The organism is Sphingomonas prati (assembly GCF_014643515.1).
GTDB lineage: Bacteria > Pseudomonadota > Alphaproteobacteria > Sphingomonadales > Sphingomonadaceae > Sphingomonas_R > Sphingomonas_R prati.
The window spans coordinates 426,957-453,845 of sequence record NZ_BMJP01000002.1 but is presented as its reverse complement, the minus strand read 5'-3'; the positions used below and the strand labels follow the sequence as shown (position 1 = coordinate 453,845).

At 67.5% G+C, this 26,889-nt stretch carries 28 protein-coding genes; 15 read left to right on the top strand and 13 right to left on the bottom strand.

What is annotated here, in order from left to right; genetic code table 11:
- The first annotated feature begins 1 nt into the window (after position 1).
- From hemE to IEX50_RS09985, 4 genes are all read left to right on the top strand, one after another.
- Entirely contained in the window at positions 2 to 1,051 is a 1,050-nt protein-coding gene (gene hemE, locus IEX50_RS10000) for a uroporphyrinogen decarboxylase (protein ID WP_157176627.1), read from the top strand.
- Complete coding sequence (locus tag IEX50_RS09995; protein WP_229673873.1) at positions 1,048 to 1,497, top strand: CopD family protein; 450 nt, start codon at positions 1,048 to 1,050, stop codon at positions 1,495 to 1,497. The genes hemE and IEX50_RS09995 overlap by 4 nt, the downstream gene beginning before the upstream one ends.
- Positions 1,498 to 1,790: 293 nt before the next feature.
- The gene (gene rho, locus IEX50_RS09990; protein WP_157176628.1) at positions 1,791 to 3,047 is read left to right on the top strand and encodes a transcription termination factor Rho; all 1,257 of its coding nucleotides are present in this window, start codon (positions 1,791 to 1,793) and stop codon (positions 3,045 to 3,047) included.
- 22 nt (positions 3,048 to 3,069) lie between these two features.
- The gene (locus IEX50_RS09985) at positions 3,070 to 3,729 is read left to right on the top strand and encodes a TerC family protein (protein WP_157176629.1); all 660 of its coding nucleotides are present in this window, start codon (positions 3,070 to 3,072) and stop codon (positions 3,727 to 3,729) included.
- A gap of 235 nt (positions 3,730 to 3,964) precedes the next feature.
- Here the strand turns inward: IEX50_RS09985 and IEX50_RS09980 are convergent, their stop codons facing one another.
- Positions 3,965 to 4,657: a dienelactone hydrolase family protein gene (locus IEX50_RS09980; RefSeq protein ID WP_373285300.1), complete on the bottom strand. Its 693-nt coding sequence runs from the start codon at positions 4,655 to 4,657 to the stop codon at positions 3,965 to 3,967.
- A 116-nt stretch (positions 4,658 to 4,773) separates the two neighbouring features.
- On the opposite strand from IEX50_RS09980, the gene IEX50_RS09975 reads away from it, so the two are divergent.
- The 6 genes from IEX50_RS09975 to IEX50_RS09950 all read left to right on the top strand — a co-directional run bounded on the left by IEX50_RS09975 (position 4,774) and on the right by IEX50_RS09950 (position 10,440).
- Positions 4,774 to 5,013: a DUF6489 family protein gene (locus IEX50_RS09975; RefSeq protein WP_157176630.1), complete on the top strand. Its 240-nt coding sequence runs from the start codon at positions 4,774 to 4,776 to the stop codon at positions 5,011 to 5,013.
- 5 nt (positions 5,014 to 5,018) lie between these two features.
- On the top strand, positions 5,019 to 6,293 hold the full coding sequence (mnmE, locus tag IEX50_RS09970) for a tRNA uridine-5-carboxymethylaminomethyl(34) synthesis GTPase MnmE (RefSeq protein WP_157176631.1): 1,275 nt from the start codon (positions 5,019 to 5,021) through the stop codon (positions 6,291 to 6,293).
- 65 nt (positions 6,294 to 6,358) lie between these two features.
- A complete protein-coding gene (gene mnmG / locus IEX50_RS09965) occupies positions 6,359 to 8,161 on the top strand; it encodes a tRNA uridine-5-carboxymethylaminomethyl(34) synthesis enzyme MnmG (protein WP_157176632.1) in 1,803 nt (600 codons plus the stop codon).
- Positions 8,158 to 8,751 (top strand): 16S rRNA (guanine(527)-N(7))-methyltransferase RsmG, encoded by a 594-nt coding sequence (gene rsmG, locus IEX50_RS09960; protein ID WP_157176633.1) that lies wholly within the window; start codon positions 8,158 to 8,160, stop codon positions 8,749 to 8,751. Before mnmG ends, rsmG begins: the two co-directional genes overlap by 4 nt.
- Positions 8,748 to 9,530 carry a ParA family protein gene (locus tag IEX50_RS09955; RefSeq protein WP_157176634.1) on the top strand — a complete coding sequence of 261 codons (783 nt, stop codon included), beginning with the start codon at positions 8,748 to 8,750 and terminating at the stop codon, positions 9,528 to 9,530. The genes rsmG and IEX50_RS09955 overlap by 4 nt, the downstream gene beginning before the upstream one ends.
- A 10-nt stretch (positions 9,531 to 9,540) precedes the next feature.
- Complete coding sequence (locus tag IEX50_RS09950; RefSeq protein ID WP_157176635.1) at positions 9,541 to 10,440, top strand: ParB/RepB/Spo0J family partition protein; 900 nt, start codon at positions 9,541 to 9,543, stop codon at positions 10,438 to 10,440.
- A 404-nt stretch (positions 10,441 to 10,844) separates the two neighbouring features.
- Here the strand turns inward: IEX50_RS09950 and holA are convergent, their stop codons facing one another.
- From holA to IEX50_RS09930, 4 genes are read right to left on the bottom strand one after another with little or no spacing between them, the layout of a single operon-like run.
- Positions 10,845 to 11,864 (bottom strand): DNA polymerase III subunit delta, encoded by a 1,020-nt coding sequence (holA, locus tag IEX50_RS09945; RefSeq protein WP_373285299.1) that lies wholly within the window; start codon positions 11,862 to 11,864, stop codon positions 10,845 to 10,847.
- Complete coding sequence (gene lptE / locus IEX50_RS09940; RefSeq protein WP_157176637.1) at positions 11,861 to 12,364, bottom strand: LPS assembly lipoprotein LptE; 504 nt, start codon at positions 12,362 to 12,364, stop codon at positions 11,861 to 11,863. Before lptE ends, holA begins: the two co-directional genes overlap by 4 nt.
- A complete protein-coding gene (gene leuS / locus IEX50_RS09935; RefSeq protein ID WP_157176839.1) occupies positions 12,361 to 14,910 on the bottom strand; it encodes a leucine--tRNA ligase in 2,550 nt (849 codons plus the stop codon). The genes lptE and leuS overlap by 4 nt, the downstream gene beginning before the upstream one ends.
- 55 nt (positions 14,911 to 14,965) lie before the next feature.
- Positions 14,966 to 15,400 carry a DUF3576 domain-containing protein gene (locus IEX50_RS09930; protein WP_157176638.1) on the bottom strand — a complete coding sequence of 145 codons (435 nt, stop codon included), beginning with the start codon at positions 15,398 to 15,400 and terminating at the stop codon, positions 14,966 to 14,968.
- A gap of 222 nt (positions 15,401 to 15,622) precedes the next feature.
- On the opposite strand from IEX50_RS09930, the gene IEX50_RS09925 reads away from it, so the two are divergent.
- Positions 15,623 to 16,357, top strand: coding sequence for a porin (locus IEX50_RS09925; protein ID WP_229673869.1), 735 nt, complete (start codon positions 15,623 to 15,625; stop codon positions 16,355 to 16,357).
- Positions 16,358 to 16,384: 27 nt separating this feature from the next.
- Here the strand turns inward: IEX50_RS09925 and IEX50_RS09920 are convergent, their stop codons facing one another.
- Positions 16,385 to 16,912 carry a thiamine phosphate synthase gene (locus IEX50_RS09920; RefSeq protein WP_229673867.1) on the bottom strand — a complete coding sequence of 176 codons (528 nt, stop codon included), beginning with the start codon at positions 16,910 to 16,912 and terminating at the stop codon, positions 16,385 to 16,387.
- A 22-nt stretch (positions 16,913 to 16,934) separates the two neighbouring features.
- On the opposite strand from IEX50_RS09920, the gene IEX50_RS09915 reads away from it, so the two are divergent.
- Positions 16,935 to 17,603, top strand: coding sequence for a YggS family pyridoxal phosphate-dependent enzyme (locus IEX50_RS09915; RefSeq protein WP_157176639.1), 669 nt, complete (start codon positions 16,935 to 16,937; stop codon positions 17,601 to 17,603).
- 74 nt (positions 17,604 to 17,677) lie between these two features.
- Here IEX50_RS09915 and IEX50_RS09910 read toward each other — a convergent pair whose 3' ends face one another.
- The gene (locus IEX50_RS09910; RefSeq protein WP_157176640.1) at positions 17,678 to 18,055 is read right to left on the bottom strand and encodes a hypothetical protein; all 378 of its coding nucleotides are present in this window, start codon (positions 18,053 to 18,055) and stop codon (positions 17,678 to 17,680) included.
- Between the two features lie 178 nt (positions 18,056 to 18,233).
- A complete protein-coding gene (locus IEX50_RS09905) occupies positions 18,234 to 18,467 on the bottom strand; it encodes a hypothetical protein (protein ID WP_157176641.1) in 234 nt (77 codons plus the stop codon).
- Between the two features lie 98 nt (positions 18,468 to 18,565).
- Here IEX50_RS09905 and IEX50_RS09900 point away from each other — a divergent pair, with 98 nt between their 5' ends.
- The 3 genes from IEX50_RS09900 (at position 18,566) to IEX50_RS09890 (ending at position 23,121) form a co-directional block, all read left to right on the top strand.
- Positions 18,566 to 20,386, top strand: a complete 1,821-nt coding sequence (locus IEX50_RS09900) for an ABCB family ABC transporter ATP-binding protein/permease (RefSeq protein WP_157176642.1) — start codon at positions 18,566 to 18,568, stop codon at positions 20,384 to 20,386.
- Between the two features lie 536 nt (positions 20,387 to 20,922).
- A complete protein-coding gene (gene recQ / locus IEX50_RS09895; RefSeq protein WP_157176643.1) occupies positions 20,923 to 22,686 on the top strand; it encodes a DNA helicase RecQ in 1,764 nt (587 codons plus the stop codon).
- A gap of 18 nt (positions 22,687 to 22,704) precedes the next feature.
- Positions 22,705 to 23,121, top strand: coding sequence for a protein tyrosine phosphatase family protein (locus IEX50_RS09890; protein ID WP_157176644.1), 417 nt, complete (start codon positions 22,705 to 22,707; stop codon positions 23,119 to 23,121).
- A 119-nt stretch (positions 23,122 to 23,240) separates the two neighbouring features.
- Here the strand turns inward: IEX50_RS09890 and IEX50_RS09885 are convergent, their stop codons facing one another.
- The 5 genes from IEX50_RS09885 to IEX50_RS09865 form a co-directional block, all read right to left on the bottom strand.
- Entirely contained in the window at positions 23,241 to 24,596 is a 1,356-nt protein-coding gene (locus IEX50_RS09885; RefSeq protein WP_157176645.1) for an ammonium transporter, read from the bottom strand.
- 16 nt (positions 24,597 to 24,612) lie between these two features.
- Positions 24,613 to 24,951 (bottom strand): P-II family nitrogen regulator, encoded by a 339-nt coding sequence (locus IEX50_RS09880; protein WP_157176646.1) that lies wholly within the window; start codon positions 24,949 to 24,951, stop codon positions 24,613 to 24,615.
- Between the two features lie 180 nt (positions 24,952 to 25,131).
- Positions 25,132 to 25,527, bottom strand: a complete 396-nt coding sequence (locus IEX50_RS09875) for a MerR family transcriptional regulator (RefSeq protein ID WP_157176647.1) — start codon at positions 25,525 to 25,527, stop codon at positions 25,132 to 25,134.
- Between the two features lie 9 nt (positions 25,528 to 25,536).
- Complete coding sequence (locus IEX50_RS09870) at positions 25,537 to 25,836, bottom strand: integration host factor subunit alpha (protein WP_157176648.1); 300 nt, start codon at positions 25,834 to 25,836, stop codon at positions 25,537 to 25,539.
- 71 nt (positions 25,837 to 25,907) lie between these two features.
- Positions 25,908 to 26,879 (bottom strand): beta-ketoacyl-ACP synthase III, encoded by a 972-nt coding sequence (locus IEX50_RS09865; RefSeq protein WP_157176842.1) that lies wholly within the window; start codon positions 26,877 to 26,879, stop codon positions 25,908 to 25,910.
- Between the last annotated feature and the right edge of the window lie 10 nt (positions 26,880 to 26,889).

Sequence of the window (26,889 nt, the reverse complement as noted above, 5' to 3'; positions counted from 1 at the left end):
GATGGAATCCGCGTTCGTGGCCGTTCCGACCGTCGACCGGCCGCTCTACGCGGTGTTGAAAGGGCAGCGCCAAGCCGTGCCGCCCGTCTGGCTGATGCGTCAGGCCGGGCGCTACCTCCCCGAATATCGCACGCTTCGGGCCGATCGCGGCGGATTCCTCGAACTGGTCCACGACAGCGCGGCGGCGGCCGACGTCACGCTGCAACCGATCCGGCGGTTCGGATTCGACGGTGCGATCCTGTTTTCCGACATCCTCGTCATCCCGCACGCGCTCGGCCAGGATCTGGTGTTCGAGGTCGGCGAAGGTCCGCGACTCTCGCCTCCGCTCGCCGATCATGCGCTGGAGGCGCTGGCACGTGTCCCGGAGCGGCTCGACCCGGTCTATCGCACCGTGGCCCTCGTCGCGGCCGCACTGCCGCCCCAGACCACCTTCCTGGGCTTTGCCGGCAGTCCCTGGACCGTTGCGACCTACATGGTGGCGGGGCAGGGGTCGAAGGACCAAGCACCCGCCCGCCGCATGGCATACGGCGACCCGCAGGCATTCGGCGCGATCGTCGATGCCATCGTCACCGCCACGATCGACTATCTGATCGGTCAGATCGACGCCGGCGTCCACGCGGTGCAGCTGTTCGACAGCTGGGCGGGGAGTCTCTCGCCCGCGCAGTTCGAACGCTGGGTCATCGCCCCCACCGTGCGGATCGTCGATGCGGTCCGCGCCGCACGCCCGGATGTGCCGATCATCGGCTTTCCGAAGGGGGCAGGGGGCAAGCTCCCCGCCTATGCGCGCGAAACACGGGTCGATGCGCTTGGGCTGGACGAGACCGTCGATCCGCTCTGGGCGGACCGCGAACTGCCCGCCGGGCTGCCGGTGCAAGGCAATCTCGACCCGCTGGCGTTGATTGCGGGCGGCGAACCGCTTGCGCAGGCCGTGGACCATATCCTATCTGCGTTCCCGGAACGGCCGCATATCTTCAACCTTGGCCACGGCATCCTCCCCGACACGCCGATCGCGCATGTCGAACGGTTGCTGGAACAGGTGCGACGCCGATGACATTTGGGACGGCCTTTGCGATGACCTATCTTTGGATCAAGGCCGCCCACCTGATCTTCGTGATCTTCTGGATCGCGGGGCTCTTCATGTTGCCGCGTTACTATATCTACCACCAGGAATCGGCCCCCGGCTCGGACGAGGAACGCCGCTGGATCGACCGCGAACGCAAGCTCCGCTCGATCATCCTCACCCCCGCGATGATCGCGGTCTGGGTGTTCGGCCTCATCCTCGCCTACACGATCGGCGCCTGGACGATGGGCTGGTTCCACCTCAAATTCCTGCTCGTCATCGGCCTGACCGGCTACCACGGCTACATGGTCGCCTACGGCAAGCGCCTCGCCCGAGGCGAACGCCCCGTCACCGGCAAGGCGCTCCGGCTGATGAACGAGGTCCCTGGCATCGCCACCGCGATCATCGTTGTGCTGGTCATCGTAAAGCCGTTCTGAGGTTTTCACGCCGATCCGTTCGTCCTGAGTAGCGACTGAGCGCAGTCGAAGGCGCGTATCGAAGGACTGGCGTGCTTCGATACGGGTCTTCGACAGGCTCAGCTCCTACTCAGCATGAACGGTTTTCCTGGGAATCATCACGCCAGAGTCACGGCCCGCCCTTGACTCGGGGCCACCCGCGCGCCTACCCGAACCCCTGCTGCCTCCCGTCCGTGCGAGGCTCCTTCTCCGGGACTCCGACGCAGGCCATATCGCCGCGCGGTGGGCTAATCCGCATCAGGACCAGACGCTCCATGCATTTCAAAGACCTCAAGAAGACCCCGCCCGCGGCCCTCGTCGCGATGGGCGACGAACTCGGTGTCGAGGGTGCCTCGACGCTGCGCAAGCAGGACCTCATGTTCGCGATCCTCAAGGTCCTTGCCGATCGCGGCGAGGAGATCATGGGCGTCGGCACGATCGAGGTGCTCCAGGACGGCTTCGGCTTCCTGCGCAGCCCGGAGGCGAGCTATCTCGCCGGCCCGGACGATATCTACATCTCGCCCAACCAGGTCCGCAAATTCGGCCTCCGCACCGGCGACACGGTCGAGGGCGAGATCCGCGCCCCCAAGGACGGCGAACGCTATTTCTCGCTCGTCCGGCTCGTCTCGGTCAATTTCGACGACCCCGACGTCGTCCGCACACGCGTCAATTTCGACAATCTGACGCCGCTCTACCCGGAATCGAAGCTCACGCTCGATCCGCACGACCCGACCGTGAAGGACAAGTCCTCGCGCGTCATCGACATCGTCTCGCCGCAGGGCAAGGGCCAGCGCGCGCTGATCGTCGCCCCGCCGCGGGTCGGCAAGACTGTGCTGCTCCAGAACATGGCGAAGGCCATCACTGATAACCATCCGGAGGTCTTCCTGATCGTCCTGCTCATCGACGAGCGGCCGGAGGAAGTCACCGACATGCAGCGCAGCGTGAAGGGTGAGGTCATCTCCTCCACCTTCGACGAACCCGCGCAGCGCCACGTCCAGGTCGCCGAAATGGTGATCGAAAAGGCCAAGCGGCTGGTCGAGCACAAGAAGGATGTCGTCATCCTGCTCGATTCGATCACGCGTCTCGGCCGCGCCTACAACACGGTCGTGCCGTCGTCGGGCAAGGTCCTGACCGGCGGTGTCGACGCCAATGCGCTGCAGCGTCCGAAACGTTTCTTCGGTGCCGCGCGTAATATCGAGGAGGGCGGCTCGCTCTCGATCATCGCCACCGCGCTGATCGACACGGGCAGCCGGATGGACGAGGTCATCTTCGAAGAGTTCAAGGGCACCGGTAACTCGGAAATCGTGCTTGATCGCAAGATTGCCGACAAGCGCATCTTCCCGGCGATCGACATCGGCAAGTCCGGTACCCGCAAGGAAGAGCTGCTGGTCGACAAGACCAAGCTCAGCAAGATGTGGGTCCTGCGCCGTATCTTGATGCAGATGGGCACGATCGACGCGGTCGAGTTCCTGCTCGACAAGATGAAGGACTCCAAGACGAACGAAGATTTCTTCGATTCGATGAACAGCTAAGCGACAGGGCAGGACAAGCACCATGATGGAACTCTGGGGTCATATCGTTAGCGACTTCTCGAACATAACCCAGCCGTCACAGCTGGCGGCGTTCGGGCAGGTTCTGCTGATCGACATCATGCTGGCCGGCGACAATGCAATCGTCGTCGGTGCGCTGGCCGCCGGCCTGCCCGCGGATCAGCGCCGCAAGGTCATCCTGATCGGCATCGCGGCGGCCCTTGTGCTGCGCGTGATCTTCGCACTGCTCGTGACGCAGCTGCTCGCCCTGGTCGGCCTCGTCTTCGCCGGCGGCATCCTGCTGCTCTGGGTCGCGTGGAAGATGTACCGCGAGCTTCAGCCCGGCGCGTCGGCCGAGGATGGCGACAGCAACGAAGCCACCCTCAAGAAGCCGCGCAGCTTCGCGCAGGCCGCCTGGGCCGTCGCGCTCGCCGATGTGTCGATGAGCCTCGACAACGTCCTGGCAGTCGCCGGCGCCGCGCGCGAACATCCCGGCATCCTGGTGCTCGGCCTGATCCTGTCCGTCGCGCTGATGGGCATCGCGGCCAACGTGCTGGCCCGCGTCATCGAACGCTATCGCTGGATCGCCTATATCGGTCTCGCGGTCATCGTCTACGTCGCCGGCAAGATGATCTACGACGGCCTGATCGACCCCACCGTCGGCGTCCTCACCCTCTTCAACTGAGCCCAACGAAAGGGGGGCGGTGTCACTCGACACCGCCCCCCTTTTTTATGTCTGCAAAAGATGAATAGCGGGTTGGCGTCCTAAACTCCCTCCCCCCACCGGAGGGAGGGTCGGGGAGGGGGGCCGAAATGGACGGAACGTCGGTGCGTGTCCAGGCGGACACAGCAAACCTTCAACGCGTCACCAAGAAACACCCCCCACCCAACCCTCCCCCCGGTGGGGGGAGGGCTAAGCACTACCCGATATACTCGGCGAAAAACGCCTCGGTCCGGCCATCGGCCAACCGCGCCGCATCGTCCACGCGCCGCGACCCGGACGTGGCCGCAAAGCCATGATCCACACCGGCATAGTCATGGATCGTGACGTGGGAATTGGACCCCAGCCCCTCGCCGATCGCTTCGCGCGCGGCCGCGTCGATGAAGTGATCGTCACCCGCGAAATGCAGCATCAGCGGCTTGCCGATCGCATGCGCCTCGCCCAGCTTCTGGTTGATGCCGCCGCCATAATAACCGACGCTCGCATCCGCATCGGTCCGCGTCGCGGCCAGATATGCGATCAGCCCGCCCAGGCAATATCCGACCACGCCGACCTTCGCCGCGTCGCCCCGCGCCGCCTTGATCGTCGCCTCGACGTCGCGCATCGCCGCGTCCAGATCGAACTGCTTGTAGAAGCCGAACGCGCGTTCCATCTCCGCCGGCACATCGGGGTCCAGCTCGACACCCGGCTCCATCCGCCAGAACAGGTCCGGCGCGATCGCGAGGTAGCCGAGCGAGGCCCAGCGATCCGCCTTCTCGCGAATCCCGGCGTTGATCCCGAAAATCTCCTGGATCACGACGATCGCGCCCTTCAGCGTGCCGTCCGGCTGCGCGCGATACGCCGGCATCATGTCGTTGCCGTCCAGCGTCGCGATTTCGATGCGGTCACCCAATGCTCTTCTCCAATAACTGCTTGCTGCCTATCTACAGTGGGATGCCGCACCCGGCCATCCCTCGACAGGGCGGTCGGCGGATGCGATGCCGGACGGCGACAGCGGAGAGAGACCCCATGAAGATCACAGTCGACGTCGATTGCACGCCGCAGGAAGCGCGCGCTTTCATGGGCCTGCCCGATCTCGAACCGCTGCACGCCGCCTATCTCGACAAGATGAAGCGCAACATCGACGAGGGGATCACCCCGGACTCGCTCCAGGCAGTGCTGAAGAGCTGGGCGCCGATGGGCGAAGCCGGCCTGATGCTCTGGAAGCAGCTGTCCGACCAGATGGGCAAGGCCTCGACGCGCAAATAACCGCGGTGACCGACACGATCTTCGCCGTCTCGTCCGGCGCCCCGCCGGCCGGGATCGCCGTCGTGCGGATCAGCGGCCCGTCGGCCGACACGATCGTCCGCGCCGTCGCTGGTCGCGCCGCCGCACCGCGCCGCGCGACGCTGCGCACCTTCCGCGACGGGGCAGGGGAGGTCATCGACCAGGGCCTCCTCCTCTGGTTCCCCGGATCCGCCACCGCGACCGGCGAGGACCTCGCCGAATTCCACCTCCACGGCGGCCGCGCCGTCGTCGCGCGCATGCTCACGGTCCTGGCGACCTTCCCTGCCTGTCGCCTCGCCGACCCCGGCGAGTTCACCCGCCGCGCCTTTGCGAACGGCCGCATCGACCTGCTCGAGGCCGAAGCGCTCGGCGACCTCCTCTCAGCCGAGACCGAACAGCAACGCCGCACCGCGCTCGCGATGGCCGACGGCACGCTCGGGCGACAGGTGGACGCCTGGCGCACCGCGATCCTCCGCCTCGCCGCACAGGTCGAGGCCAGCCTCGACTTCGGCGACGAAGACCCCGAAGTCCCGGACGGCATCGGCATCGCGACCCAAGCCGAACACATCGCCGCAGCCCTCGCCACCGCACTGACTGCCCCCGAGGTCGAACGGGTCCGCGACGGGATCGCGGTCGTGCTCGCCGGCCCGCCCAACGCCGGCAAGTCCAGCCTGCTCAACCGCATCGCCGGCCGCGACGCCGCGATCGTCTCCGCGACCCCCGGCACGACCCGCGACGTCGTCGAGGTCCCGGTCGCGATCGACGGCACTGCCTATCTCCTGTCCGACACCGCCGGCCTGCGCGATGGCACGGACGAGGTCGAACGGATCGGCATCGCCCGCGCCCGCACCCGTATCGCCGACGCGGATCTGCTGCTCTGGCTCGGCGACGATCCACCCCCTGCGCATCCCAGCACGCTCTGGCTCTTCCCCCGCGCCGACGCCCGCCCGGACCAGTCCCCGCCGGACCGTCTCGCCGTATCGAGCGAGACAGGGCAGGGGCTCACCCCCCTGATCGCCTGGATGCAGGCGCGCGCCGCCACGCTCCTCCCCACCACCGACGCCCACGCCATCTCGCGCCGCCAACGCGCCGAACTGACCGAAGCCCACCTCGCCATGCGTGACGCGGCGACCGAAACCGACGCCGTCCTCCAGGCCGAGGCGCTCCGCCGCGCCCGCCTCGCGCTCGATCGGCTCACCGGCCGCTCCGGGTTCGAGGACCTGCTCGACAGCCTGTTCGGGCAATTCTGCCTGGGCAAATGATTGTTCCACGTGGAACAACGTCAACCACAGGTGCAAATCCGCGTCGACTTTGCTACGCGCCGGATATGGAACAGGCTTATGATGTCGTCGTCATCGGTGGCGGCCACGCCGGGTGCGAGGCCGCGGCCGCGGCCGCACGCCTCGGCTGCACCGTCGCGCTGGTCACGATGCGGGCCGACCGGATCGGCGCGATGTCGTGCAACCCCGCGATCGGCGGGATCGGCAAGGGCCACATCGTCCGCGAAGTCGACGCCTGGGACGGCATCATGGGCCGCGCCGCGGACGCCGCCGCGATCCACTACCGCATGCTCAACCGCAGCAAGGGCGTCGCGGTCCACGGCCCGCGCATCCAGGCCGACCGCACCCGCTACGCCGCCGCCGTCCAGTCGGCACTCGCCGCCTACCCGAACCTGACGGTGGTCGAGGCCGAGGTCGACACCCTCGTCCGCACCGGCGACCGCATCACCGGCGTCAGAACCCGCACCGGCACGCTCGCTGCGCAGTCCGTCGTGATCGCCACCGGCACCTTCCTTGGCGGCATCCTGCACAGCGGCATGACCGCCACCCCCGGCGGCCGTGTCGACGAACGCGCCGCGACCCGACTCGGCCAGCAGTTCCGCGACTTCGCCCTCCCGATGGCGCGCCTCAAGACGGGCACCCCGCCGCGACTCGACGGTCGCACGATCGACTGGGCCCGCCTCGACCGACAGGCCAGCGACGCCGAACCCTGGACGATGTCGCCCGACACGCAGACCTCGCGCCTGCCGCAGGTCCACTGCGCCGTCACGCGCACCAACCTTGCCACGCACGACATCATCCGCGGCGCGCTCGATGTGTCGCCCCTGTTCTCCGGCCGCATCACCGGCTCCGGCCCGCGCTACTGCCCGTCGATCGAGGACAAGGTCTTCCGCTTCGGCGACCGCGACGGCCACCAGATCTTCCTCGAACCCGAGGGGATCGACACGCACGCGGTCTATCCCAACGGCATCTCCACCTCGCTCCCCGCGTCCGTCCAGCAGCAGTTCCTGTGCACCATCGCCGGCCTCGAACAGGTCGAGATCCTGCAGGCCGGCTACGCGGTCGAGTACGACTATATCGACCCGCGCGCGCTCGACGCCACGCTCGCCGTCTCCGGTTTCGCCGGGCTCTACTTCGCCGGCCAGATCAACGGCACGACGGGGTATGAGGAAGCGGCCGGGCAGGGGCTCGTCGCAGGCCTCAACGCCGCCGCCCACGCCCGCGCCGCCGACACCATCCTGTTCGATCGCACCGCCAGCTACATCGGCGTCATGGTCGACGACCTGACGTTGCAGGGCGTCACCGAACCCTACCGCATGCTCACCGCGCGCGCCGACAACCGCCTCCACCTGCGCGCCGACAATGCCGAAGTCCGGCTCGCCCCGCAGGCGATCGCCACCGGCGCCGTCCGCTCGACCAAGCGCCACGCGATCGAACGCCGCGCCGAGGCCCGCGCCGACGTCCGCGCCACGCTCGACACCGCGATGACGCATCCCCCCACCGCCGCCACGCTGCGCCAGTCCTTCTCCGGCCCCGACGCCCTCGCCACGGTTCAAACCGCAGTCCCCGCCACGCGCGACCACCCCGACGCGATCGTCACCGAGATCATCGCCGACCTGCTCTACGAGCCCTATGTTGAACGGCAGCGCGCCGACGGCCGTCGCCTGCTCGGCGGTGCGAACCTGCCGCTCGGCCATGTCGACTATGCCACCATCGGCGGCCTGTCCGCGGAGATGATCGAGAAGCTGCGCACCGCCGCCCCCGCCGACCTCCAGGCCGCATCGCGGATCCGCGGCATCACCCCGGCGGCGCTCACCGCGATCCTCGTGCAGGCGCGCCGCGCGGCATGACCGAGACGCCGCAAGATCTGCTCGCCGCCTATGCCGACCTGGTCCGGGACGAGGCCACGCGCCAGAACCTCGTTTCGGCCGCCAGCCTCGACGCGTTCCAGACCCGTCATATCGACGACAGCGCGCAGCTGCTCGATCTCGCCCCCCCCGGCGGCCGCTGGCTCGATATCGGCTCCGGCGCCGGCCTCCCCGGCATTGTGCTCGCGATCCTTGGTGCGGAGGTCCGGCTCGTCGAAAGCCGCCGCCTGCGTGCCGAGTTCCTCGCCCACTGCATCGAAACGCTGGGCCTGAAGGACCGCGCCACGCTCCACGCCGGACGGATCGAGACGATGGAAACCGAGCGCTTCGACCGCATCACCGCGCGCGCCTACGCCCCGCTGCCCAAGCTGCTCGACTCCGCGGTGCGCTTCTCGGACCGCAACACCGTCTGGATCCTTCCCAAGGGCCGCACCGCGTCGTCGGAACTGGATACGGTCCGCGGAACATGGCAGGGTGAGTTTCGCGTCGTCCCCAGCCGGACCGATGCCGACGCCGCGATTGTCGTGGCGACCAACGTCCGCCAGAACGTCCGCCGCAAGGAGCCGCGATGATCCGCATTGCCATTGCGAACCAGAAGGGCGGCGTCGGCAAGACCACGACCGCGATCAACATAGGCACCGCGCTCGCCGCATCCGGCTGGCGCGTGCTGCTGATCGATTTCGATCCGCAGGGCAATTGCTCGACCGGCCTCGGCATCCACCAGAACGAACGCGGCGCGTCGAGCTACGAGGTCCTGCGCGGCGACAGCACGCTGGTCGACGCCGCGATCCCCACGAAGGTCCCGCGGCTCGACCTCGTCCCCGCCACGGTCGACCTGTCGGGTGCGGAGATCGAGCTGATCGATTTCGAGCATCGCACCCACCGGCTCGATGCCGCGATCAACGCCGCCCCCCCCGGCCGCTGGGACGTCTGCCTGATCGATTGCCCGCCCTCGCTGGGCCTGCTGACCATCAACGCGCTGGTCGCCGCCCGCCTGCTGCTCGTACCGCTGCAGTGCGAGTTCTTCGCGCTCGAGGGGCTCAGCCAGCTGCTCACCACGTTCGAGCGGATTCGCTCGCGCTTCAATCCCGGCCTGTCGATCCTCGGCGTAGCGCTCACCATGTACGACAAGCGCAACCGCCTGTCGGAACAGGTGGCACAGGATGTCCGCGCCTGCCTCGGCGATGTCGTGTTCGAAACCGTCATCCCGCGCAACGTGCGGCTGTCGGAAGCGCCCAGCCACGGTCTGCCCGCGCTGATCTACGACCATCGCTGCTCGGGGTCGGAGGCGTATATCGCGCTGGCCCGCGAACTGATCGGGCGTCTGCCCGCGCCGGCCAAGGCGGCTTGAGAGGATGAGAATGAGCGGCGACGGGACCAGCGTCAGGAAACGGCCCGGTGGCCTCGGGCGCGGCCTCTCCGCGTTGCTGGGGGAGGTCGAGCGCGAAGCCCCGGTTGCCGCCGACGGACAGCGCAGCCAAGGCGTCCAGTCCGTCGCGATCGCCGCGATCCATCCGCACCCCGGCCAGCCGCGCCGTCACTTCGACGAAACCGCGCTGGAGGAACTGGCGCAGTCGATCGCGGTTCGCGGCGTCTTGCAACCGATCCTCGTCCGCCCGCATGACGGCGGTTACCAGATCATCGCCGGCGAACGCCGCTGGCGTGCGGCGCAGCGCGCGCACCTGCACGAGGTGCCGGTCATCGTCCGCGCGTTCGACGACGTCGAAACGCTCGAAGTCGCGCTGATCGAGAATATCCAGCGGCAGGACCTCAACGCCATCGAGGAAGCCGAGGCCTATCAGCGGCTCATCACCGACTATGGCCACAGCCAGGAAGCGCTCGGCAAGCTCGTCCACAAATCGCGCAGCCACGTCGCCAACCTGGTCCGGCTGCTCGACCTGCCCGAACCGGTCCGCAACGACGTGTCAACCGGCGCGCTCTCGATGGGCCACGCCCGCGCGCTCGTCACCGCCAAGAACCCGATGGTCCTTGCCCGCCAGGTCATCGACCGCGGGCTGTCCGTCCGCGAAACCGAACAACTCGCCCGCGACGCCCGCGCGCCTCGTCAACGCACCGGGGTCCCCGCGAAACCCGCCGCCCCCAACGAGGACATCCAGTCACTCGAACGCCAGATCGGCGACCTGCTCGGCCTGAAAGTCACGATCGCCCACAGCGACGACGGCGGCAGCGTGACGCTCCGCTACGCCACGCTCGATCAGCTCGACATGATTTGTCAGCGCCTGAGTGGCGAGGCGATCTGAGGGGCGATCGTCGAAGGCTGCGGTTTACGCCAATCGAGCGAGGTGAGCCCCACGAGTAGAGGTCCAACCCCCCAACCCGTTTGGTTCGAGCCTGTCGAGAACTCAGTGCAGAGTTCTCGACAGGCTCGAACCAAACGGATTTGGGCTAAATCCCAAGCCTAACAACCAAAACCCCGTCCATCCCCAGCGAAGTCGAGGGACCCTTCGAGCGCAGTCGAGAAGCCCGCATTGCCCCACGGCTGCGCCCGGAGAAGCGTGGCATGACTGCGCTAGGCACGGACGGACTTGAGAGCGCTGATTTAAATAGGCCGGAAGGCTAACCTCGAACAGTTCCCCGGCGAAGGCCGGGGCCTAGGTGAAACCCCTCCACCAAGGCCCCGGCCTCCGCCGGGGAACAACAAAACCTACCCCCGCCGCCGCGCCTGCCGCCCGATCGCGAACAGCTCCTCACCCAACCCGGCACCCCCCGCGGACCTCGAAGACTTCGCATCCCGCTCAGCCCCCGCCAGCCGCTCCAGCGCGCGTGCCAGTGCCGGCGGGCTCCACCGCGTCACCTGACGCTCCACGATCCCGCGTTCCTTGAAGAACACCGCCTTGCCGGCCCCCGCCATCGCCTGCGTGACATTCGCCCCACCGGCCACCTCCGCCCGGATCGCGGACAGCAGCAACACCCGCCGCACCAGCGCACGCAGCACCGGGATCGCCTCGCCCGCCGCATCGATCCGGGTCAGCGCCGCATCCAGCGCCGCCAGATTCCCATCGAACGTCGCATTCACCAAAGCGCCAACGTCGCCCTCTTCGGCGTCGGCGGATAGCGACGCGAACCCCACCGCATCCAGCTCCACCGGACGGTCCGGCGCCGCATCCAGGAACAGCGCGAACTTGTCGATCTCCTGCGCCAGCAGCGCACGATCCCCGCCGCTCGCCGCCGCCATCCGCTGCGCGATGTCCGGGCTCATCCGAACCCCCCGCGCTTGCCCCATGCCGAGCGCGATGCGGTCCGCCTCCGCCCCCTCGGGCAGGTAGGAGATGCACGCCATCACATCGAGCCGCGCCGTCGCCAGCTTCACCAGTTTGGCATCCTTGCGCAGCGCGCCCGCCACCACGATCACCGGATTGCCCGCGCCCGGCGCCTCCATCAGCGCCTCGGCCGCCTCGATCATGTCGTCGCCCGCCGGCTCGACGCGGATGTAGCGCTTGTCCCCGAACAGCGACATCGCCATCGCCTCGTCCGACAGCCGCGCCGGGTCCGCCTTCAGCCCCGCGCCGCTCAGGTCGATCCGCTCGGCCCCCGCCATCGCCTTGCCCAGCCGCGCGGCAAGCTCGCGTGACCCAGACTCGTCCGGTCCGTAGAGCAGGAACATGCGGACCGCGGGGTCCGGCTTGTCCAGCGCCCGCTCCATCTGGGGGCGCTTCAAAATCACTTGGGTGGTGCCGTCCGCTGCGCATAGAGCGCGAGGCGCGCCACGATCTGGTCCGCGATGTCGCCCGACAGCCGTTCCAGCGCCGTCTCCTCGGCCGCGATCAGTGCATATTCCGAACTCACCACGTCGATGCCCGCATCCGAACTGGCGGTCGCGTCGAGCAGCACCGTGCCCGCCGTCGCATCGACCAGCCGGTAGCGCGCGCGGAGAGTCCGCCGCTCGCGCGTCACGGCCTGGTCGGTCCGGATGCCGAACCCGGTGATCTGGTCGTCCAGCTCGACCTCGACCCGCGTCTTGGCACCCGCGCCGCCGGTCAGCCGGGTCGCCAGCGCACCCTGCATGAAATAGCCCGCCTTGCCCGGGATCGGCGCGACCGCAACATCGGCCAGCGCCGTCGCCACAGGGCCGCTTCCACCACCGGCATAGACCGGCCGCAGCCCGCATCCGGACAGCATCACCGGGGCAGCCAACACCGCCAGGACGAAGCGCAGGCGCCTCATGCGACGATATTCACGAGGCGGCCGGGCACCACCACGATCTTGCGCGGGGTCGCGCCGTCCAGCACGCGGATCACCTTCTCGGATGCCATCGCCATCGCCTCCAGCGCGCCCTTGTCCGCGTCCTTCGCGGCCGTCAGCGTATCGCGCAGCTTGCCGTTCACCTGTACCGCGATCGTGACCTGATCGTCGACCAGCATCGCCGGGTCGACCGCCGGCCACGCCGCATCGGCGACCAGCCCGTCGCGACCCAGCCTCGCCCACGCTTCCTCCGCCAGATGCGGCACCATCGGCGCGACGAGCAGGATCAGCGTCTCCGCCGCCCGCGCCCGGTCCGGACCCGCGGGGGCCTTCTCCAGCGCCGCGACGAAGCTGAACAGCTTGGCCACCGCCTTATTGAACTGCAGCGCGTCGATATCGTCCGCAATACCCTGGATCGTGCGATGCCGCAGCCGCTCCAGCTTCGGCGCAGCCCCGTCACCCGCCGCACCCGGCTCGGTCAGCCGCCACACGCGCTGTACCAGCCGCCACGCACCCTCGATCCCGGCCTCGCTCCAGGGCAGGTCGCGCTCCGGCGGGCTGTCGGACAGCATGAACCACCGCACCGCGTCCGCGCCGTACTGGTCGACGATCGGCCCCGGATCGATCGTGTTCTTCTTGGACTTGGACATCTTCTCGACGCGGCCGACCGTTACGGCCAAGCCCGTCGCCGTCTCGAACACACCCTCGTCGCGCCGCTCGATATCATCGGGCGACAGCCATTTCGGCACGGTCAGCACTTCGCCCGTTTCGGTCCGTTCCTCGACCGTGCGGGAATAGGTCTCGTGCGTCACCATCCCCTGCGTGAACAATCCGGCGAAGGGCTCCGCCACGTCCAGCCGCCCGATCCGGTTCAGCGCGCGCGTCCAGAACCGCGCATAGAGCAGATGCAGGATGGCATGCTCGACCCCGCCGATATACTGCCCCACCGGCAGCCACTGTTCGGCCACCGCCTTGTCGAACGGCTTGTCGTCCGGCTGGCTGGCGAAGCGAATGAAGTACCAGGACGAATCGACGAACGTATCGAGCGTATCGGTCTCGCGCCGCGCCGGTGCCCCGCACGCCGGGCAATCGACATGCTTCCACGTCGGATGGCGATCGAGCGGATTGCCCGGCACGTCGAACGTCACGTCCTCCGGCAGCACGACCGGCAGCTGCTCGGTCGGCACCGGCACCACGCCGCACGCGTCGCAATGCACGATTGGGATCGGCGTGCCCCAGTAACGTTGCCGCGACACGCCCCAGTCGCGCAGCCGCCACACGGTGGTGCCTTCGCCCCAGCAGCTGGCCTCCGCCCGCGCGATGACCTCCGCCTTCCCGGCCTCCACGGTCATGCCGTCCAGGAACCGCGACTGCACCAGCACACCAGGCGCACTGTCCGCCTCGTCGCCCACCGGTGCATCCGCCAGATCGGCGCTGGCCGCCACGACGCGGGTCACGGGCAGCTGGTACTTCCGCGCGAAATCCAGATCGCGCTGGTCGTGCGCCGGCACGCCGAACACCGCGCCCGTGCCATATTCCATCAACACGAAGTTCGCGACGAACAGCGGCAGCGTCCAATCCGGATCGAACGGATGCACCACGCGCAGTCCGGTATCGAAGCCCAGCTTCTCCGCCGTCTCGACCTCGGCCGCCGCGGTCCCGGTCCGCTTGCACGCCGCGATGAAGTCGACCAGCGCCGGATCGTTCGCGGCCAGCGCCTGCGCGATCGGGTGATCCGCCGCGATCGCCGCGAAACTCGCGCCGAAGATCGTGTCCGGCCGCGTCGTGAAGACTTCCAGCGTCTCATGCCCGGGCAACGGATCGCTGATATCGAACCGAAACTTCAACCCGCGGCTCTTGCCGATCCAGTTCTCCTGCATCGTCCGCACCTTGGCGGGCCACTGGTCCAGGTCACCTAGCCCGGCGAGCAGGTCGTCCGCGAAATCGGTGATCCGCAGGAACCACTGGCTCAGCTTGCGCCGTTCCACCAGCGCGCCCGACCGCCATCCGCGTCCGTCGATCACCTGTTCGTTGGCCAGCACCGTATGGTCGACCGGGTCCCAGTTCACCGCGCTTTCCTTGCGGTACACCAGCCCATGCGCGAACAGGTCGAGGAACAGCGCCTGTTCCTGCCCGTAATAATCCGGCTCGCACGTGGCCAGCTCGCGGCTCCAGTCGAGCGCGAAGCCCAGCCGTTTCAGCTGGGTCCGCATGTCGGCGATGTTCGCGCGCGTCCAGGCGCCCGGATGGACACCCTTCTCCATCGCGGCGTTCTCGGCGGGCATCCCGAACGCGTCCCACCCCATCGGGTGCAGCACCTCGTGCCCCGTCATCCGGCGATAGCGCGCCAGCACGTCGCCCATCGTATAGTTGCGGACATGCCCCATGTGGATCCGCCCGGACGGATAGGGGAACATCTCCAGCACGTAGCTTTTGGGCTTCGGGCTCGCGTCGTCCGCCTCGAACGTCCCGCGTTCCGCCCAAATCACCTGCCAGCGCGGATCGGCGTCGAGCGCGTTGAACCGCACCGGGGCGGACCCCTGCGGCCCTCCCGTCGTCTGGCCTTCAATCGTCACGCGCGGATCAGCCGGCAACGGCGGTACGGCGCAGGTCGCGGGCCTTGGTCAGGATCACCTCTTCCAGCTTCTGCACGGTGGCCGCCTGCACCGGCGCCTCCGCCCAGCGCCCGCCCTGATACACTTCGCGCGATGCCGCGACGCGCAACGCGTCGGCGCGCAGGTCCTGGTCGAGGATCGATACCGTCACCTTCATCCGCTCGGACGGCAGCGCCGGGTTCTGGTACCAGTCGGTCACGATCACGCCGCCGTTGGAATCGACCTGCCCCATCGGCATGAACGACAGCGTGTCGAGCGCGGCGCGCCACAGATAGCTGTTCACCCCGATCGTCGTCACGCGCGACGGGGCCATCGCGGTCGCGATGCGCGCCTTGTCTTTGCCGCCGCCGCATGCGGTAAGCGCGACGAGGCCGAGGATGAGCGCGGGGGTGAACAGACGCATGACGGTACCTCGATAGGCAACAGGGCAGGGTCGTCCGAAGACGACGGGATCGCCCTTGTTATAGAGCCTCGGCCTACGCCCGCAAGCACGCGCCCCTGCAGTCCGCCCGAACCCAGATTGTGGAGTTGATGCAACAGGGCTGCCGATATTTGCGGGGCTCGCTGGTGACGGGCAACCGCCATGTGCTAGCGGGGTTTGCAAGGGGTGCAGGGAATGAGGACCATGGCGGCGAATCACGCCATTGCTGGGATGACGGGGGCACTGGGTGCGCTCGTCCTGCTTGCGTCCGTCGCCCTTCCGTCGGGCGCCGACGCGGCAACGCAGCGTCGTCGCATTTCCGGTGCCTCGGGCATCTCGCTTCCGTCGGCCAGCGGCATCGGGTCGTTCACCCCCGCCGCCGCCGATCCGCGCCGCGCTGCGCTGGCCGGCATGTCGGGTCTGAACAGCAGCGGGTTCCGCTTCACGCCGTCCACCACGATCGGCAGCCGCCGCGCCGTCACCGTCGCGGTCCGCGCGCGCGCCGCCAATGCGCGGATCGAGGCGCAGCGCGCCGGCATCATCACCAACGTCGCCAACCTGTCGCTCGCCCCGTCGGCGTACAGCCTGGGCGCGTCGGTCGGCTGGAAGAAGTTCGCGCTGTCCGGCGATTTCGCCAAGACCGAGGGCAATCTGCTCCCGATCGACAACGAGGCGATCGACCTCGGCGTCAGCTACACGAACCGCAAGTGGAGCACCAAGCTGCAGCTTGGTGCGGATCGCGTGACGGGCTCGCGCCCGTCGCTGCTCGGCGCGGATCAGACCTATTCGGTCGACCTCGGCGGCGCCTATGCGCTCACCCGCAACCTCGATCTGGCCGGCGGCCTGCGTTACAAGACGCAGCGCGAGCGGCTCGACGCGACCGCCGACCAGCGTCGCGACAGTCAGGCACTCTACATCGGGACCGCCTTCCGCTTCTGATCCCGGCTCGACGCTCTCGCCGAGCCCTTACAGAAACGCATCGATCCCGGCCCACCCATAAGCCGGCAACCCCCGTGCTCGCGCCGGATCCATCCCGCCCAGCGCCACGACCGGCACGCGCGACTGCCGCGCCAGCAACCCGAACCGCACCCGGCCCAGGCCCGCGGCCCCCGCATGCGACCGCGTTGCGAACACCGGCGACAGCAGCACGCAGTGCGCCCCGCGCCGCCACGCCCGCACCAGTTCCGCCGCATCATGCGCGCCCATCGTCCGGATCCGCGCCGCACCAGCGGCCCCGCCATGTACCCCGTCCGCCCGCCAGCCGCGCGCCTGCACCGGCGTCCCGGCCAGCACCAGCACCAGCCCCCGCCGCCGCGCGATCCGCCGCACCCGCTCGTACAAGGTCCGCCGCCCCGCGACGCCGTAATGGCGAAAGATCACGCCCGCCCCGCGCGGCAGCCGTTCGATCGCCGGCCACATCGCCTCGCCCATCCGCGGGTCGGTCATCAGCCACAGCGTGGGAAGTGCTGGCGTACGGGCGTGGCGCGTCGGCATCGGCCCCTGTATAGCGCGCGCGATGAACTCCGATACGTCCCCCGCCGCCCGCCTGGCCGACGCCACCACCCGCATCGCGCGCGCCGCCGCGTTGCGCCCCGCGCCGCACCCGGTCACGCTGATCGCGGTCACCAAGACGCGGAGCGCGGACGAGATCGCCCCGCTGATCGCCGCCGGCCACCGCGCCTATGGCGAAAACCGCGTCCAGGAAGCCGAATCGAAATGGCCGGCGCTCCGTGAGGGGCATGGCGACATCGCGCTCCACCTCGTCGGGCAGTTGCAATCGAACAAGGCCGACGCCGCCGTCGCGCTGTTCGATGCGATCCACAGCGTCGACCGCCCCTCGCTCGTCACCGCACTCGCCCGCGCCATGGACAAGGCCGATCGCCGGCCCGACTGCTTCATTCAGGTCAACATCGGCGCGGAGGAACAGAAGGGCGGCTGTCCGATCGCCGACCTGCCCGCTCTGCTCACCCAGGCGCGCACCGCCGAGCTACCCGTCGCCGGCCTCATGGCCGTCCCGCCCGCATCGGTCGAGGCCGCCCCCTATTTCGCGCTGCTCGCGAAACTCGCCCGTGACCATGGTCTAGCCGGGCTCAGCATGGGCATGTCGGAAGATTACGAAACCGCCGTCCTGATCGGCGCCACCCATGTCCGCATCGGCACCGCGCTGTTCGGCCCGCGCGCTTGAGATCGCCGCTCACGGCGCGAGTGTAAGCGAGGCGATCACTTCTGCTGGCCGATAGAAGAGTCTGTGTCAGCTGCCTATAAATCCCAGCCGAGCTTCGTGCGGTCTGCTCGCACTGCGGAGACGCGCCCGTTCTCCCGGCGCTCGAACCCGAGCGTCCATTGGATCGCGAGCGTGAAGACGGACGGCCAGCGAGGTTTCACCACTGCCGCGCAACTGAAACCGCCGGAACCCCCGGTCGAGCATGACCCACCCTGGTCGCGCACAACTTTGTCGATGCGTGAGACAGTCGGGTTCTGGCCGAGCGCGGCACGCCACGCCGCCTCATGGCGACGGATAGCAAGATCATCGTCGTCGATATTGTTAAAAATGCCATCATGTGATGGTCCCCCGCTGCACCCGCTCAGCGCAAGGCAGGCAATTGCGGCGGCGAGCGACGACGAACCGGAAGCCATGTGCGCTACAGATCAGAAGCGCACGCAGTTTACAATGAGCGGCTCAAACCGTTGATATTGGTCGCAGGACGGCACGGCGAGGGGCACTGGGGCAGGGACGTCGTTATGCGCTGGGCCCCCCGAGCACCGACACAAATGGCCATGCCCGGCAACACGCTCGCTGCGAACGAGGTCCCGTTCAGCGCGACGCCGTTTGCGTCGGCGTCGCAACCGCCGCGACCTGCTGCGTGGTCCGGCATTCGCTGACCACCACCGGGTAGGACAGGTCCGTACTGCGCATCAGCGCCCCCGGTGCGGCCGCCCGGCATGCCACGACCGAGCTGTAGCGCGCCGGCTCCACGCGCACTTGCTCGCACCGGCTCTGGCCGTCGCCACACCCCATGATCGCCAGCACGTAGAGGATCGGTTCCATCGCATCTGCCCCATTTGAATGGCGTCGAAACCGGCCCTGCGCTTTCCGGTTCCACGCCGTCGTTGGTGCCGCGCGCGAAAAGCCCTATCTACGACGGAATGCCGCCAGACACCGCCCCCGCCGCGCCGATGCCCGACAAGGGTTTTCGGACCTTCGCCCGCTTTCTGCCCTATCTCTGGCCGAAGGATTCGCCGGCGCTGCGCGTCCGCATCGTCGTCGCATTGTTGTTCGTCCTCGCGTCGAAAGCGGTGCAGGTCTACGGCGCGCCGTTCGCGCTGAAGGGCGCGGTGGATGCGATGGGCCTGCCCGGCGGATCGCAAACCGTGTTCCTCGTCCTGATGCTCGTGGTGGGCTATGCCGCCGCGCGCTTCGCCAGCGTGCTGTTCGACAATCTGCGCAACGCGGTGTTCGAACGGGTGGGGCAGGACGCGACCCGCCGACTGGCGGCCAGCGTGTTCCGCCACCTCCACGCGCTGTCGCTGCGCTTCCATCTCAACCGCCGCACCGGCGCGGTCACCAAGGTCGTCGAACGCGGCACCAAGAGCATCGACACGATGCTCTACTTCCTGCTGTTCAACATCGCGCCGACCTTCCTCGAACTGGGGCTGGTGCTGCAGATCTTCGGATCGCGGTTCGGCTGGGAACTGGTCGTCGCCACGCTGGTCATGGTCGTGCTCTACATCGCCTACACCCGCGTCGTGACCGACTGGCGCAACAAGCTGCGCGAACAGATGAACGACCTCGACACCGGCGCGGTGGCGCACGCGGTCGACTCGCTGCTCAACTTCGAGACGGTCAAATATTTCGGCGCGGAGGAGCGCGAGGCGCGCCGCTACGACCGTGCGATGACGCTCTACGCCGGCGCCGCGGTGAAGAACGAAACGTCGCTCGCCTATCTCAACATCGGTCAGTCGCTCATCACCAATCTGATGATGGCGGGCGGCATGGGCTTCGTCGTGTGGGGCTGGTCGCGCGGGCGCTTCTCGGCCGGCGACGCGGTGCTGGTCAGCACGCTGCTCGCCCAGCTGTTCCGCCCGCTCGACCTGCTCGGCATGGTCTACCGCACGCTTCGCCAGGGCGCGATCGACATGCGTGCGATGTTCGACCTCATCGACACCCCATCGGAGGTCGTCGACGCGCCCGACGCCCCCGCGCTCGCCGTGTCCGGGGCTGCGATCCGGTTCGATCATGTCCGGTTCGGCTATGACGACGATCGCACGATCCTGCACGGCATCGACCTCGACGTGCCGGCCGGCCACACGTTGGCGGTGGTCGGGTCATCCGGCGCGGGCAAGTCGACGCTCGCCCGCCTCATGTTCCGCTTCTACGACATCACCGGCGGCCGCATCACGATCGATGGTCAGGACATCGCCGGCGTTACGCAGACGTCGCTGCGCGCCGCGATCGGGATCGTCCCGCAGGATACCGTCCTGTTCAACGACACGATCGGCTACAACATCGCCTATGGCCGCGAAGGGGCGTCGCAGGCCGAGATTGAGGCTGCCGCCCGCGGTGCCGCGATCCACGACTTCATCGCCTCGATGCCGCACGGCTACGAAACCAAGGTCGGCGAACGCGGCCTGAAACTGTCGGGTGGCGAGAAACAGCGCGTGGCGATCGCCCGCACCTTGCTGAAGAACCCCCCAGTGCTGATCCTGGACGAGGCGACCAGCGCACTCGACAGCCGGACCGAAGCCGACATCCAGGAAACGCTCACCCGCGTCTCCGCCCGCCGCACCACCATCGTCATCGCCCACCGCCTCTCGACCGTCGTCGACGCCGACCAGATCGTCGTGCTGGAGGCCGGCCGCGTCGTCGAACGCGGCACCCACACCGACCTCCTCCGCCGCGAAGGCGCCTACGCCGCCATGTGGTCCCGCCAGGCCAACGAACAGGAAGAGGCCGTCGCCGCCGAGTAGGGCTGTCCTACAGGGGCGGGTGAGGGGTAGCGTCCACGCATGCCGCATCAAACTCATCGGTCTGCAAAGCCACCTCCGACCAAAGCAAAGCCCTCTCCCCACCGGGGGAGGGTTGGGTGGGGGGCCGCCCTAGACGCAACCCCACCGCCACACGCACCCGACAAAGCCATCAAAGCCCTCTCCCCTCCGGGGAGAGGGCTGGGAGAGGGGAACAACGCCGAAGACGATCATGACAGGAATCCAACCACGGTCATTACGATATCGCAACGAACACCATGTCACCTACGCCGCTAACCCTTCAACACACCGCAACTTCCTCAACTTCGCCTCAAGGCCAGCTCACCCAACATGGTCAGTACGACCCGATCGCAACCCGCTCAAACACCGCAACTTCCTCAACTTCGGTCCACCCAAACCCGCAAAAACCCTAGTTTCCCGCCATTCCCACACCACCCCCTTTCCAACCCGCAACTTCGCCCCACCGCACCCGACCGACGACGCTGGCAACGCCCGCCGCCCCGGCCTATGTGGACGGCGTGCGCAATCCACTCGACGTCCTCCACGAAACCTTCGGCTATTCCAGCTTCCGCGGCCGGCAACAGGATGTGATCGATCGCATCATGGCCGGCGTCCACACGCTGGCCGTCATGCCGACCGGCGCGGGCAAGTCGCTCTGCTACCAGGTGCCGGCCATGGCCCGCCCCGGCACCGGCCTCGTGATCTCCCCGCTGATCGCGCTGATGCACGATCAGGTCCGCTCCGCCTCCGCCGCCGGGATCAAGGCAGCCGCGCTTACCTCCGCCAACGACGACCGCGAAGAGACCGTCCGCCGCTTCCTCGCCGGCGACCTCGACCTGCTCTACGTCGCCCCGGAACGCGCGTCGGGTGAGGGGTTCCGCCGCATGGTGGACCGCGTCCAGCTCAGCCTGATTGCCATCGACGAGGCACATTGCGTCAGCGAATGGGGCCATGATTTCCGCCCCGACTACCGCCTGCTCCGTGCGCTGGTCGAGGATCACCCCGAGATCCCCCGCCTGGCGCTTACCGCCACCGCGGATCGCCACACCCGCGACGACGTGCTGGCCCAGCTCGGCATTCCCGCCGACGGCCTGATTCTGGCCGGCTTCGATCGCCCGAACATCCGCTACAGCATCAGCCCCCGCGACGGCCTGCCGACCCAGCTGGCGCAGATCGTCCGCGACACGCCCGGCCCCGGCATCGTCTACGCCCCCACCCGCGACGCGACGGAAAAGCTCGCCGCCGCGCTCGCGACCAGCACCGGCCGCCCGACGCGTGCCTATCATGCCGGCCTCGACGCCGCCGTCCGCGCCCGCAATCAGGAAGCGTTCGTCACGTCCGAGGACATGGTGATGGTCGCCACCGTTGCGTTCGGCATGGGCATCGACAAGCCCGACGTCCGGTTCGTGGCGCATGCCGGCCTGCCAAAATCGATCGAGGGCTATTATCAGGAAACCGGCCGCGCCGGCCGCGACGGCGACCCCTCCGTCGCCCACCTGTTCTGGGGCGCGGACGATTTCGCCCGCGCCACCCGCCGCATCGCCGACGACATCGGCGAGGACCGCCAGCGCAGCGAACGCCAGCGCCTGGCCTCGCTCGGTGCGTTGGTCGAAGCCGCGGGCTGCCGCCGCGCGATCCTGCTCCGCCATTTCGGCGAAAACCCGCCTGCCGCCTGCGGAAACTGCGACAATTGCCTCAACCCCCCGTCCAGCATCGACGCCACGGAAGCCGCACGCAAGCTGCTGTCCGCCGCGTTCCGGACGGAGATGCGCTACGGCATCACCCACCTCACCGACGTGCTGGCAGGCCGCGACACCGAAAAGATCCGCACGCTTGGCCATGACAAGCTGTCCGTCTTCGGCATCGGCACCCCGGACGATCTGGCGCTGATCAAGCCGGTCGCCCGCGCGCTGCTCGCCCGCGATGCGCTCCGCTCCGACGACTATGGCGGCCTCTCCTTCGGCCCCGGCGCGCGCGCACTGCTGAAAGGCGAGGAAACCCTCGCAATCGTCAAACCGGCGGTTCGCGCTACCCGCCGCCGCGGCAGCGCCGTTGCCGACGAACATCCGCATGACCCGGTGTTCGAGACGCTGCGCGCCTGCCGCCGGACGCTCGCCAAGGAACTCGGTGTCCCGCCATACGTCATCTTCCACGATGCGACCCTGCGGGAGATGGCAGCGATACGCCCGACATCGCTCGCCGCGCTTGGCCGCATCTCCGGCGTGGGCGCGCGCAAGCTCGAAGATTATGGCCGCGCGTTCCTCGATGCGCTGAACGGCTGACACGACCAGGAGACCGTCATGTACCGCAGACTCGACGACAGCATGGGTGTGGCCGGCCAGCTGATGCCGGACGAACTGCAGGCAATCGCCGACGCAGGCTATCGCACCGTCATCAACAACCGCCCCGATGGCGAGGAAGCCGGCCAGCCGTCGACCGAGGAAATGGCCCTGGCCGCCAAGGCCGCCGGTTTGGATTATCATGCGATCCCGATGGGGCAGGCGGGCATGACGGAAGCGATGATCGATGGGACGGTCAAGGTCCTGCGTCGTGCCGACGGCCCGGTCCTGGCCTTCTGCCGCTCCGGCACCCGCTCGACGCTGCTCTGGGCCGTTGCGCGTGCCCGGCTGGGCGATGCGCCCGCCACGCTGTTCGAGCGCGCAGGTGGGGCGGGCTATGACCTGACGCCGGTGCGGAGCCTGCTGACGCCCGAATGAGGCGACCCCGGTCCATCTAGTCGCGTAAGCAAAAAGAAGCCGGCGGGGTTAGCCGCCGGCTCAGTGGTTCGCAGGAGGAACCTCTTGGGGGGATGCCGCTGCGGGCATCCCCGAACTGGTCAATAATTGTAGGCGCGCTCGCCATGCTCGCCGAGGTCGAGGCCTTCGCGCTCTACCTCCACCGAAACCCGCAGGCCGGTCAGCAGCTTGGCGATGAAGATCGCGATGACGGTGCCGACTGCAGCCCAGACGATCGTGGTCCCGACCGCCATCAGCTGAACGATCAGCTTCGCCCCCATGTCGTAATCCGCAGCACCCGGGCCGCCGAGCGACGGAGCGTAGACGATGGCCGTTCCGATCGCGCCGACGATACCGCCGACACCGTGGATCCCGAACGCATCGAGCGCATCGTCATAGCCGAGCTTTGGCTTGAGCACCGCGACCGCATAGTAGCAGATGATGCTCGCGACCGCGCCGAGCACGATGGCGCCGAACGGTCCAGAATTGCCCGCCGCCGGGGTCACTGCGACCAGCCCGGCGATGATGCCCGAGCAGAAACCAAGTGCCGAGCTCTTGTGGCCACTGACCCGCTCGACAAGCATCCAAACGAGGCCCGCTGCAGCGGTGGCGACGAAAGTGTTGATCATTGCCAGAGCGGCGGAGCCGTTGGCCTCCAGCGCGGACCCGGCGTTGAACCCGAACCAGCCCACCCAGAGCAGACCTGTGCCGATACCAGTCATCGTAAGCGAATGGGGTGCCATGCGCTCCGTGGGGTAGCCAATTCGCTTGCCCAGGATGATCGCTGCGACCAGCGCCGAGACGCCGGCGTTGATGTGGACGACCGTACCGCCTGCGAAATCCAGCGCACCGAGCACGAAGAAGTAGCCGGTCGAAGCCCAGACCATGTGCGCAATCGGGAAATAGACGATCGTCAGCCAAACCGCGGCGAACGCCATGACCGCCGAGAACTTGATCCGTTCGACGACCGACCCCAGCACCAGCGCGACCGTGATGGCAGCGAAGGTCATCTGGAAACAGATGAAGACATATTCCGGGATCGCGACACCGGAAGTAAAGGTCGCTGCGGTCGATGCGGGAGTCACGCCTGCGAGGAATGCCTTCCCGAAGCCGGAAATGACCGCGTTGCCGCCGTCACCGAACGCCATGGTGTAGCCCCACATGACCCAGATGAGCATGGCGAAGGCAGCCGCCGCACCGATCTGCGTCATCGTCGACAGCATGTTCTTGGACCGCGTGAGGCCACCGTAGAACAGCGCCAGACCCGGCAGGATCATCAGCAGCACGAGAATGGTGGACATCATCATCCACGCCGTATCGCCCTTGTCGACGGTCGGCGGAGAGGCGGCAGCGGCTGGCGCCTGCAACGCGGCATCCTGCGCCCATGCCGGCAGCGCAAAGAAAGCGGCTGCCCCGGCTCCGGCCGTTATCGCGGCGATCCTTTTTATCATGGTCATGGTCTACCCCCCTGGGTTAAAGCGCGATGTCGCCGGTTTCGCCGGTCCGGATGCGAACGGCTTCGACGAGGTCGAGGACGAAGATCTTGCCGTCGCCAATTGCCCCGGTATTTGCCGCGGCCTGCGTCGCTTCCACGACACGGCCGGCCAATGCATCCGGGCAGGCGACCTCCAGCTTGATCTTCGGCACCATGTTTGTGCTGTATTCAGCCCCGCGATAGATTTCCGTCTGGCCCTTTTGGCGCCCGAAGCCCTTTACTTCGGTTACCGTCATGCCTTGGACACCCAGCAGCGACAGTGCTTCACGCACCTCGTCCAGCTTGAATGGCTTAATGATCGCAATCACGAGTTTCATGGCCGCCCCAGTCCGTTGCCCCGGAACGAAACTAGCAAAGACCGTGCCAGCCAGATTCGTTAGGGGAGGGACGGTTTACCAAAGCATGTCGCCAGCGGCCTGCTTAAAAAATAGGCGTTATCGAGCTGACGCTTATTTAACGAGCAACCCTCAACGGGGGTCGACGGCCTTCTGGCCTCATTAATGCGTGGCGTCTGCGACGAGTGCGTCGATGAGAATTTGACGGATGGCCGTCAGCTCGGCGATTCTGGCGCTGACCTTTTCCTCCGCTGGCTCGACGGGAGCAATGACAGGAGGGACGATCGAGGGAGGGCCATCGGTGAGGAGTTTCTGGACGCCGCGTATCGTGTACCCCTCGTTACTGAGGAGGGCATGGATTTTCCGCGCCAAATCGACGTCCGCTGGCCGATAAAGGCGTCGGTTCCCGGCGCGCTGTAACGGCTTCAGTTGGGGAAAGCGCCCCTCCCAATATCGCAACACATGCTGTGCGATGCCGAGTTCCGCCGCGACTTCGCCGATCGTGCGAAATGCCGTGGCTGATTTCGTGGGAGGCTTTTGGGGACGTTCGTCGGTCATGCGCCTCGATCAGTGACCACGCGCAATGCGATCCCGCGTGATCTGACTCGCCCTGAACGTCAAAACGCGGCGCGGTGCGATTGCAACCTCGACGCCGGTCTTTGGATTGCGGCCGACGCGCTCGCCTTTGTCACGCAGGATGAAGCTGCCGAAGCCGGACACTTTCACGTTTTCCCCACGAGAAAGGGAGCCGCACATTTCGGACAGGAGCTTCTCGACGATCCGAGCAGCGTCAGCGCGTGCGAGACCAATTTCGCCATGCACCCGATCGCTGAGATCGGCGCGGGTCAGTGTGTCGATATCGGTCATGTCTCGTTCCCTGCCGGTGCGTTCTCGCGGTCTAAATCGATCGCCGTCGTCAGACAAGCGTGCGTCCGTCGTCAGAGCCGGATTGCCGCAGCGCCCCATGTGAAACCGCCACCCATTGCTTCGAACACAACTAGATCGCCTGGCTTGATCCGTCCGTCTCGCACGGCCACGTCGAAGGCTAGCGGAACAGACGCGGCCGATGTGTTCGCATGGATATCGACGGTCACGATGACCCGTTCCTTGGCCAAGCCGAGCTTTCGGGCCGTTGCGTCGAGAATGCGACGATTGGCCTGATGCGGCACGATCCAGTCGACGTCCGCGATCTCAAGCCCCGCCCGATCCAGAACTTCGTGCATGACCGACGCGAGGTTGGTCACCGCATGTTTGAAAACCTCGGGACCCTTCATGCGCAGCTTGCCGACCGTGCCGGTGGTCGACGGGCCACCATCGACATAAAGTAGCCCGTTATGACGGCCGTCGGCATGCAGGCTGACTGACAGGATACCGCGGGGTTGCGCGGACGGCTGCGCGTCTTCAACCGCCAACACGACCGCGCCGGCGCCATCGCCGAACAGGACGCAGGTACCGCGATCCTCCCAGTCCAAGATCCGACTGAACGTTTCAGCACCGATCACGAGCGCCGTCTTGGCGGAGCCCCCACGGATCATGCTGTCCGCAACCGACAATGCATAAAGAAAGCCAGAGCAGACGGCCTGTACATCAAACGCGATGCAGTCGGTCACGCCAAGCGCTGCCTGGACCTTCGTCGCGGTAGCCGGAAAAGTCTGGTCCGGCGTAGCCGTCGCCAGCACGATCAGGTCCACCTGATCTGCGGCTATGCCTGCCGCCTCCAATGCACGGCGCGCAGCATCCGTAGCGAGGGTCGCGGTCGTCTCGCCTTCGCCCGCGATATGACGAAAACGGATGCCGGTGCGCTCGACGATCCATTCGTCCGAGGTGTCGACAGTCTCGGCCAGTTCCGCATTCGAGACGCGGCGTACCGGTAGAGCCGAGCCGCTTCCAGCAATCCGCGCTCGGCGCACACTCGGCCCG

Excerpts from the sequence above, each read along its gene's own strand:
- hemE (WP_157176627.1), top strand. The coding sequence starts at position 2 with ATGGAATCCGCGTTCGTGGCCGTTCCGACCGTCGACCGGCCGCTCTAC.
- IEX50_RS09995 (WP_229673873.1), top strand. The coding sequence starts at position 1,048 with ATGACATTTGGGACGGCCTTTGCGATGACCTATCTTTGGATCAAGGCC.
- rho (WP_157176628.1), top strand. The coding sequence starts at position 1,791 with ATGCATTTCAAAGACCTCAAGAAGACCCCGCCCGCGGCCCTCGTCGCG.
- IEX50_RS09985 (WP_157176629.1), top strand. The coding sequence starts at position 3,070 with ATGATGGAACTCTGGGGTCATATCGTTAGCGACTTCTCGAACATAACC.
- IEX50_RS09975 (WP_157176630.1), top strand. The coding sequence starts at position 4,774 with ATGAAGATCACAGTCGACGTCGATTGCACGCCGCAGGAAGCGCGCGCT.
- mnmG (WP_157176632.1), top strand. The coding sequence starts at position 6,359 with ATGGAACAGGCTTATGATGTCGTCGTCATCGGTGGCGGCCACGCCGGG.
- rsmG (WP_157176633.1), top strand. The coding sequence starts at position 8,158 with ATGACCGAGACGCCGCAAGATCTGCTCGCCGCCTATGCCGACCTGGTC.
- IEX50_RS09955 (WP_157176634.1), top strand. The coding sequence starts at position 8,748 with ATGATCCGCATTGCCATTGCGAACCAGAAGGGCGGCGTCGGCAAGACC.
- IEX50_RS09950 (WP_157176635.1), top strand. The coding sequence starts at position 9,541 with ATGAGCGGCGACGGGACCAGCGTCAGGAAACGGCCCGGTGGCCTCGGG.
- lptE (WP_157176637.1), bottom strand. The coding sequence starts at position 12,364 with ATGAGGCGCCTGCGCTTCGTCCTGGCGGTGTTGGCTGCCCCGGTGATG.
- IEX50_RS09930 (WP_157176638.1), bottom strand. The coding sequence starts at position 15,400 with ATGCGTCTGTTCACCCCCGCGCTCATCCTCGGCCTCGTCGCGCTTACC.
- IEX50_RS09925 (WP_229673869.1), top strand. The coding sequence starts at position 15,623 with ATGGCGGCGAATCACGCCATTGCTGGGATGACGGGGGCACTGGGTGCG.
- IEX50_RS09920 (WP_229673867.1), bottom strand. The coding sequence starts at position 16,912 with ATGCCGACGCGCCACGCCCGTACGCCAGCACTTCCCACGCTGTGGCTG.
- IEX50_RS09915 (WP_157176639.1), top strand. The coding sequence starts at position 16,935 with ATGAACTCCGATACGTCCCCCGCCGCCCGCCTGGCCGACGCCACCACC.
- IEX50_RS09910 (WP_157176640.1), bottom strand. The coding sequence starts at position 18,055 with ATGGCTTCCGGTTCGTCGTCGCTCGCCGCCGCAATTGCCTGCCTTGCG.
- IEX50_RS09905 (WP_157176641.1), bottom strand. The coding sequence starts at position 18,467 with ATGGAACCGATCCTCTACGTGCTGGCGATCATGGGGTGTGGCGACGGC.
- IEX50_RS09900 (WP_157176642.1), top strand. The coding sequence starts at position 18,566 with ATGCCGCCAGACACCGCCCCCGCCGCGCCGATGCCCGACAAGGGTTTT.
- IEX50_RS09890 (WP_157176644.1), top strand. The coding sequence starts at position 22,705 with ATGTACCGCAGACTCGACGACAGCATGGGTGTGGCCGGCCAGCTGATG.
- IEX50_RS09885 (WP_157176645.1), bottom strand. The coding sequence starts at position 24,596 with ATGACCATGATAAAAAGGATCGCCGCGATAACGGCCGGAGCCGGGGCA.
- IEX50_RS09880 (WP_157176646.1), bottom strand. The coding sequence starts at position 24,951 with ATGAAACTCGTGATTGCGATCATTAAGCCATTCAAGCTGGACGAGGTG.
- IEX50_RS09875 (WP_157176647.1), bottom strand. The coding sequence starts at position 25,527 with ATGACCGACGAACGTCCCCAAAAGCCTCCCACGAAATCAGCCACGGCA.
- IEX50_RS09870 (WP_157176648.1), bottom strand. The coding sequence starts at position 25,836 with ATGACCGATATCGACACACTGACCCGCGCCGATCTCAGCGATCGGGTG.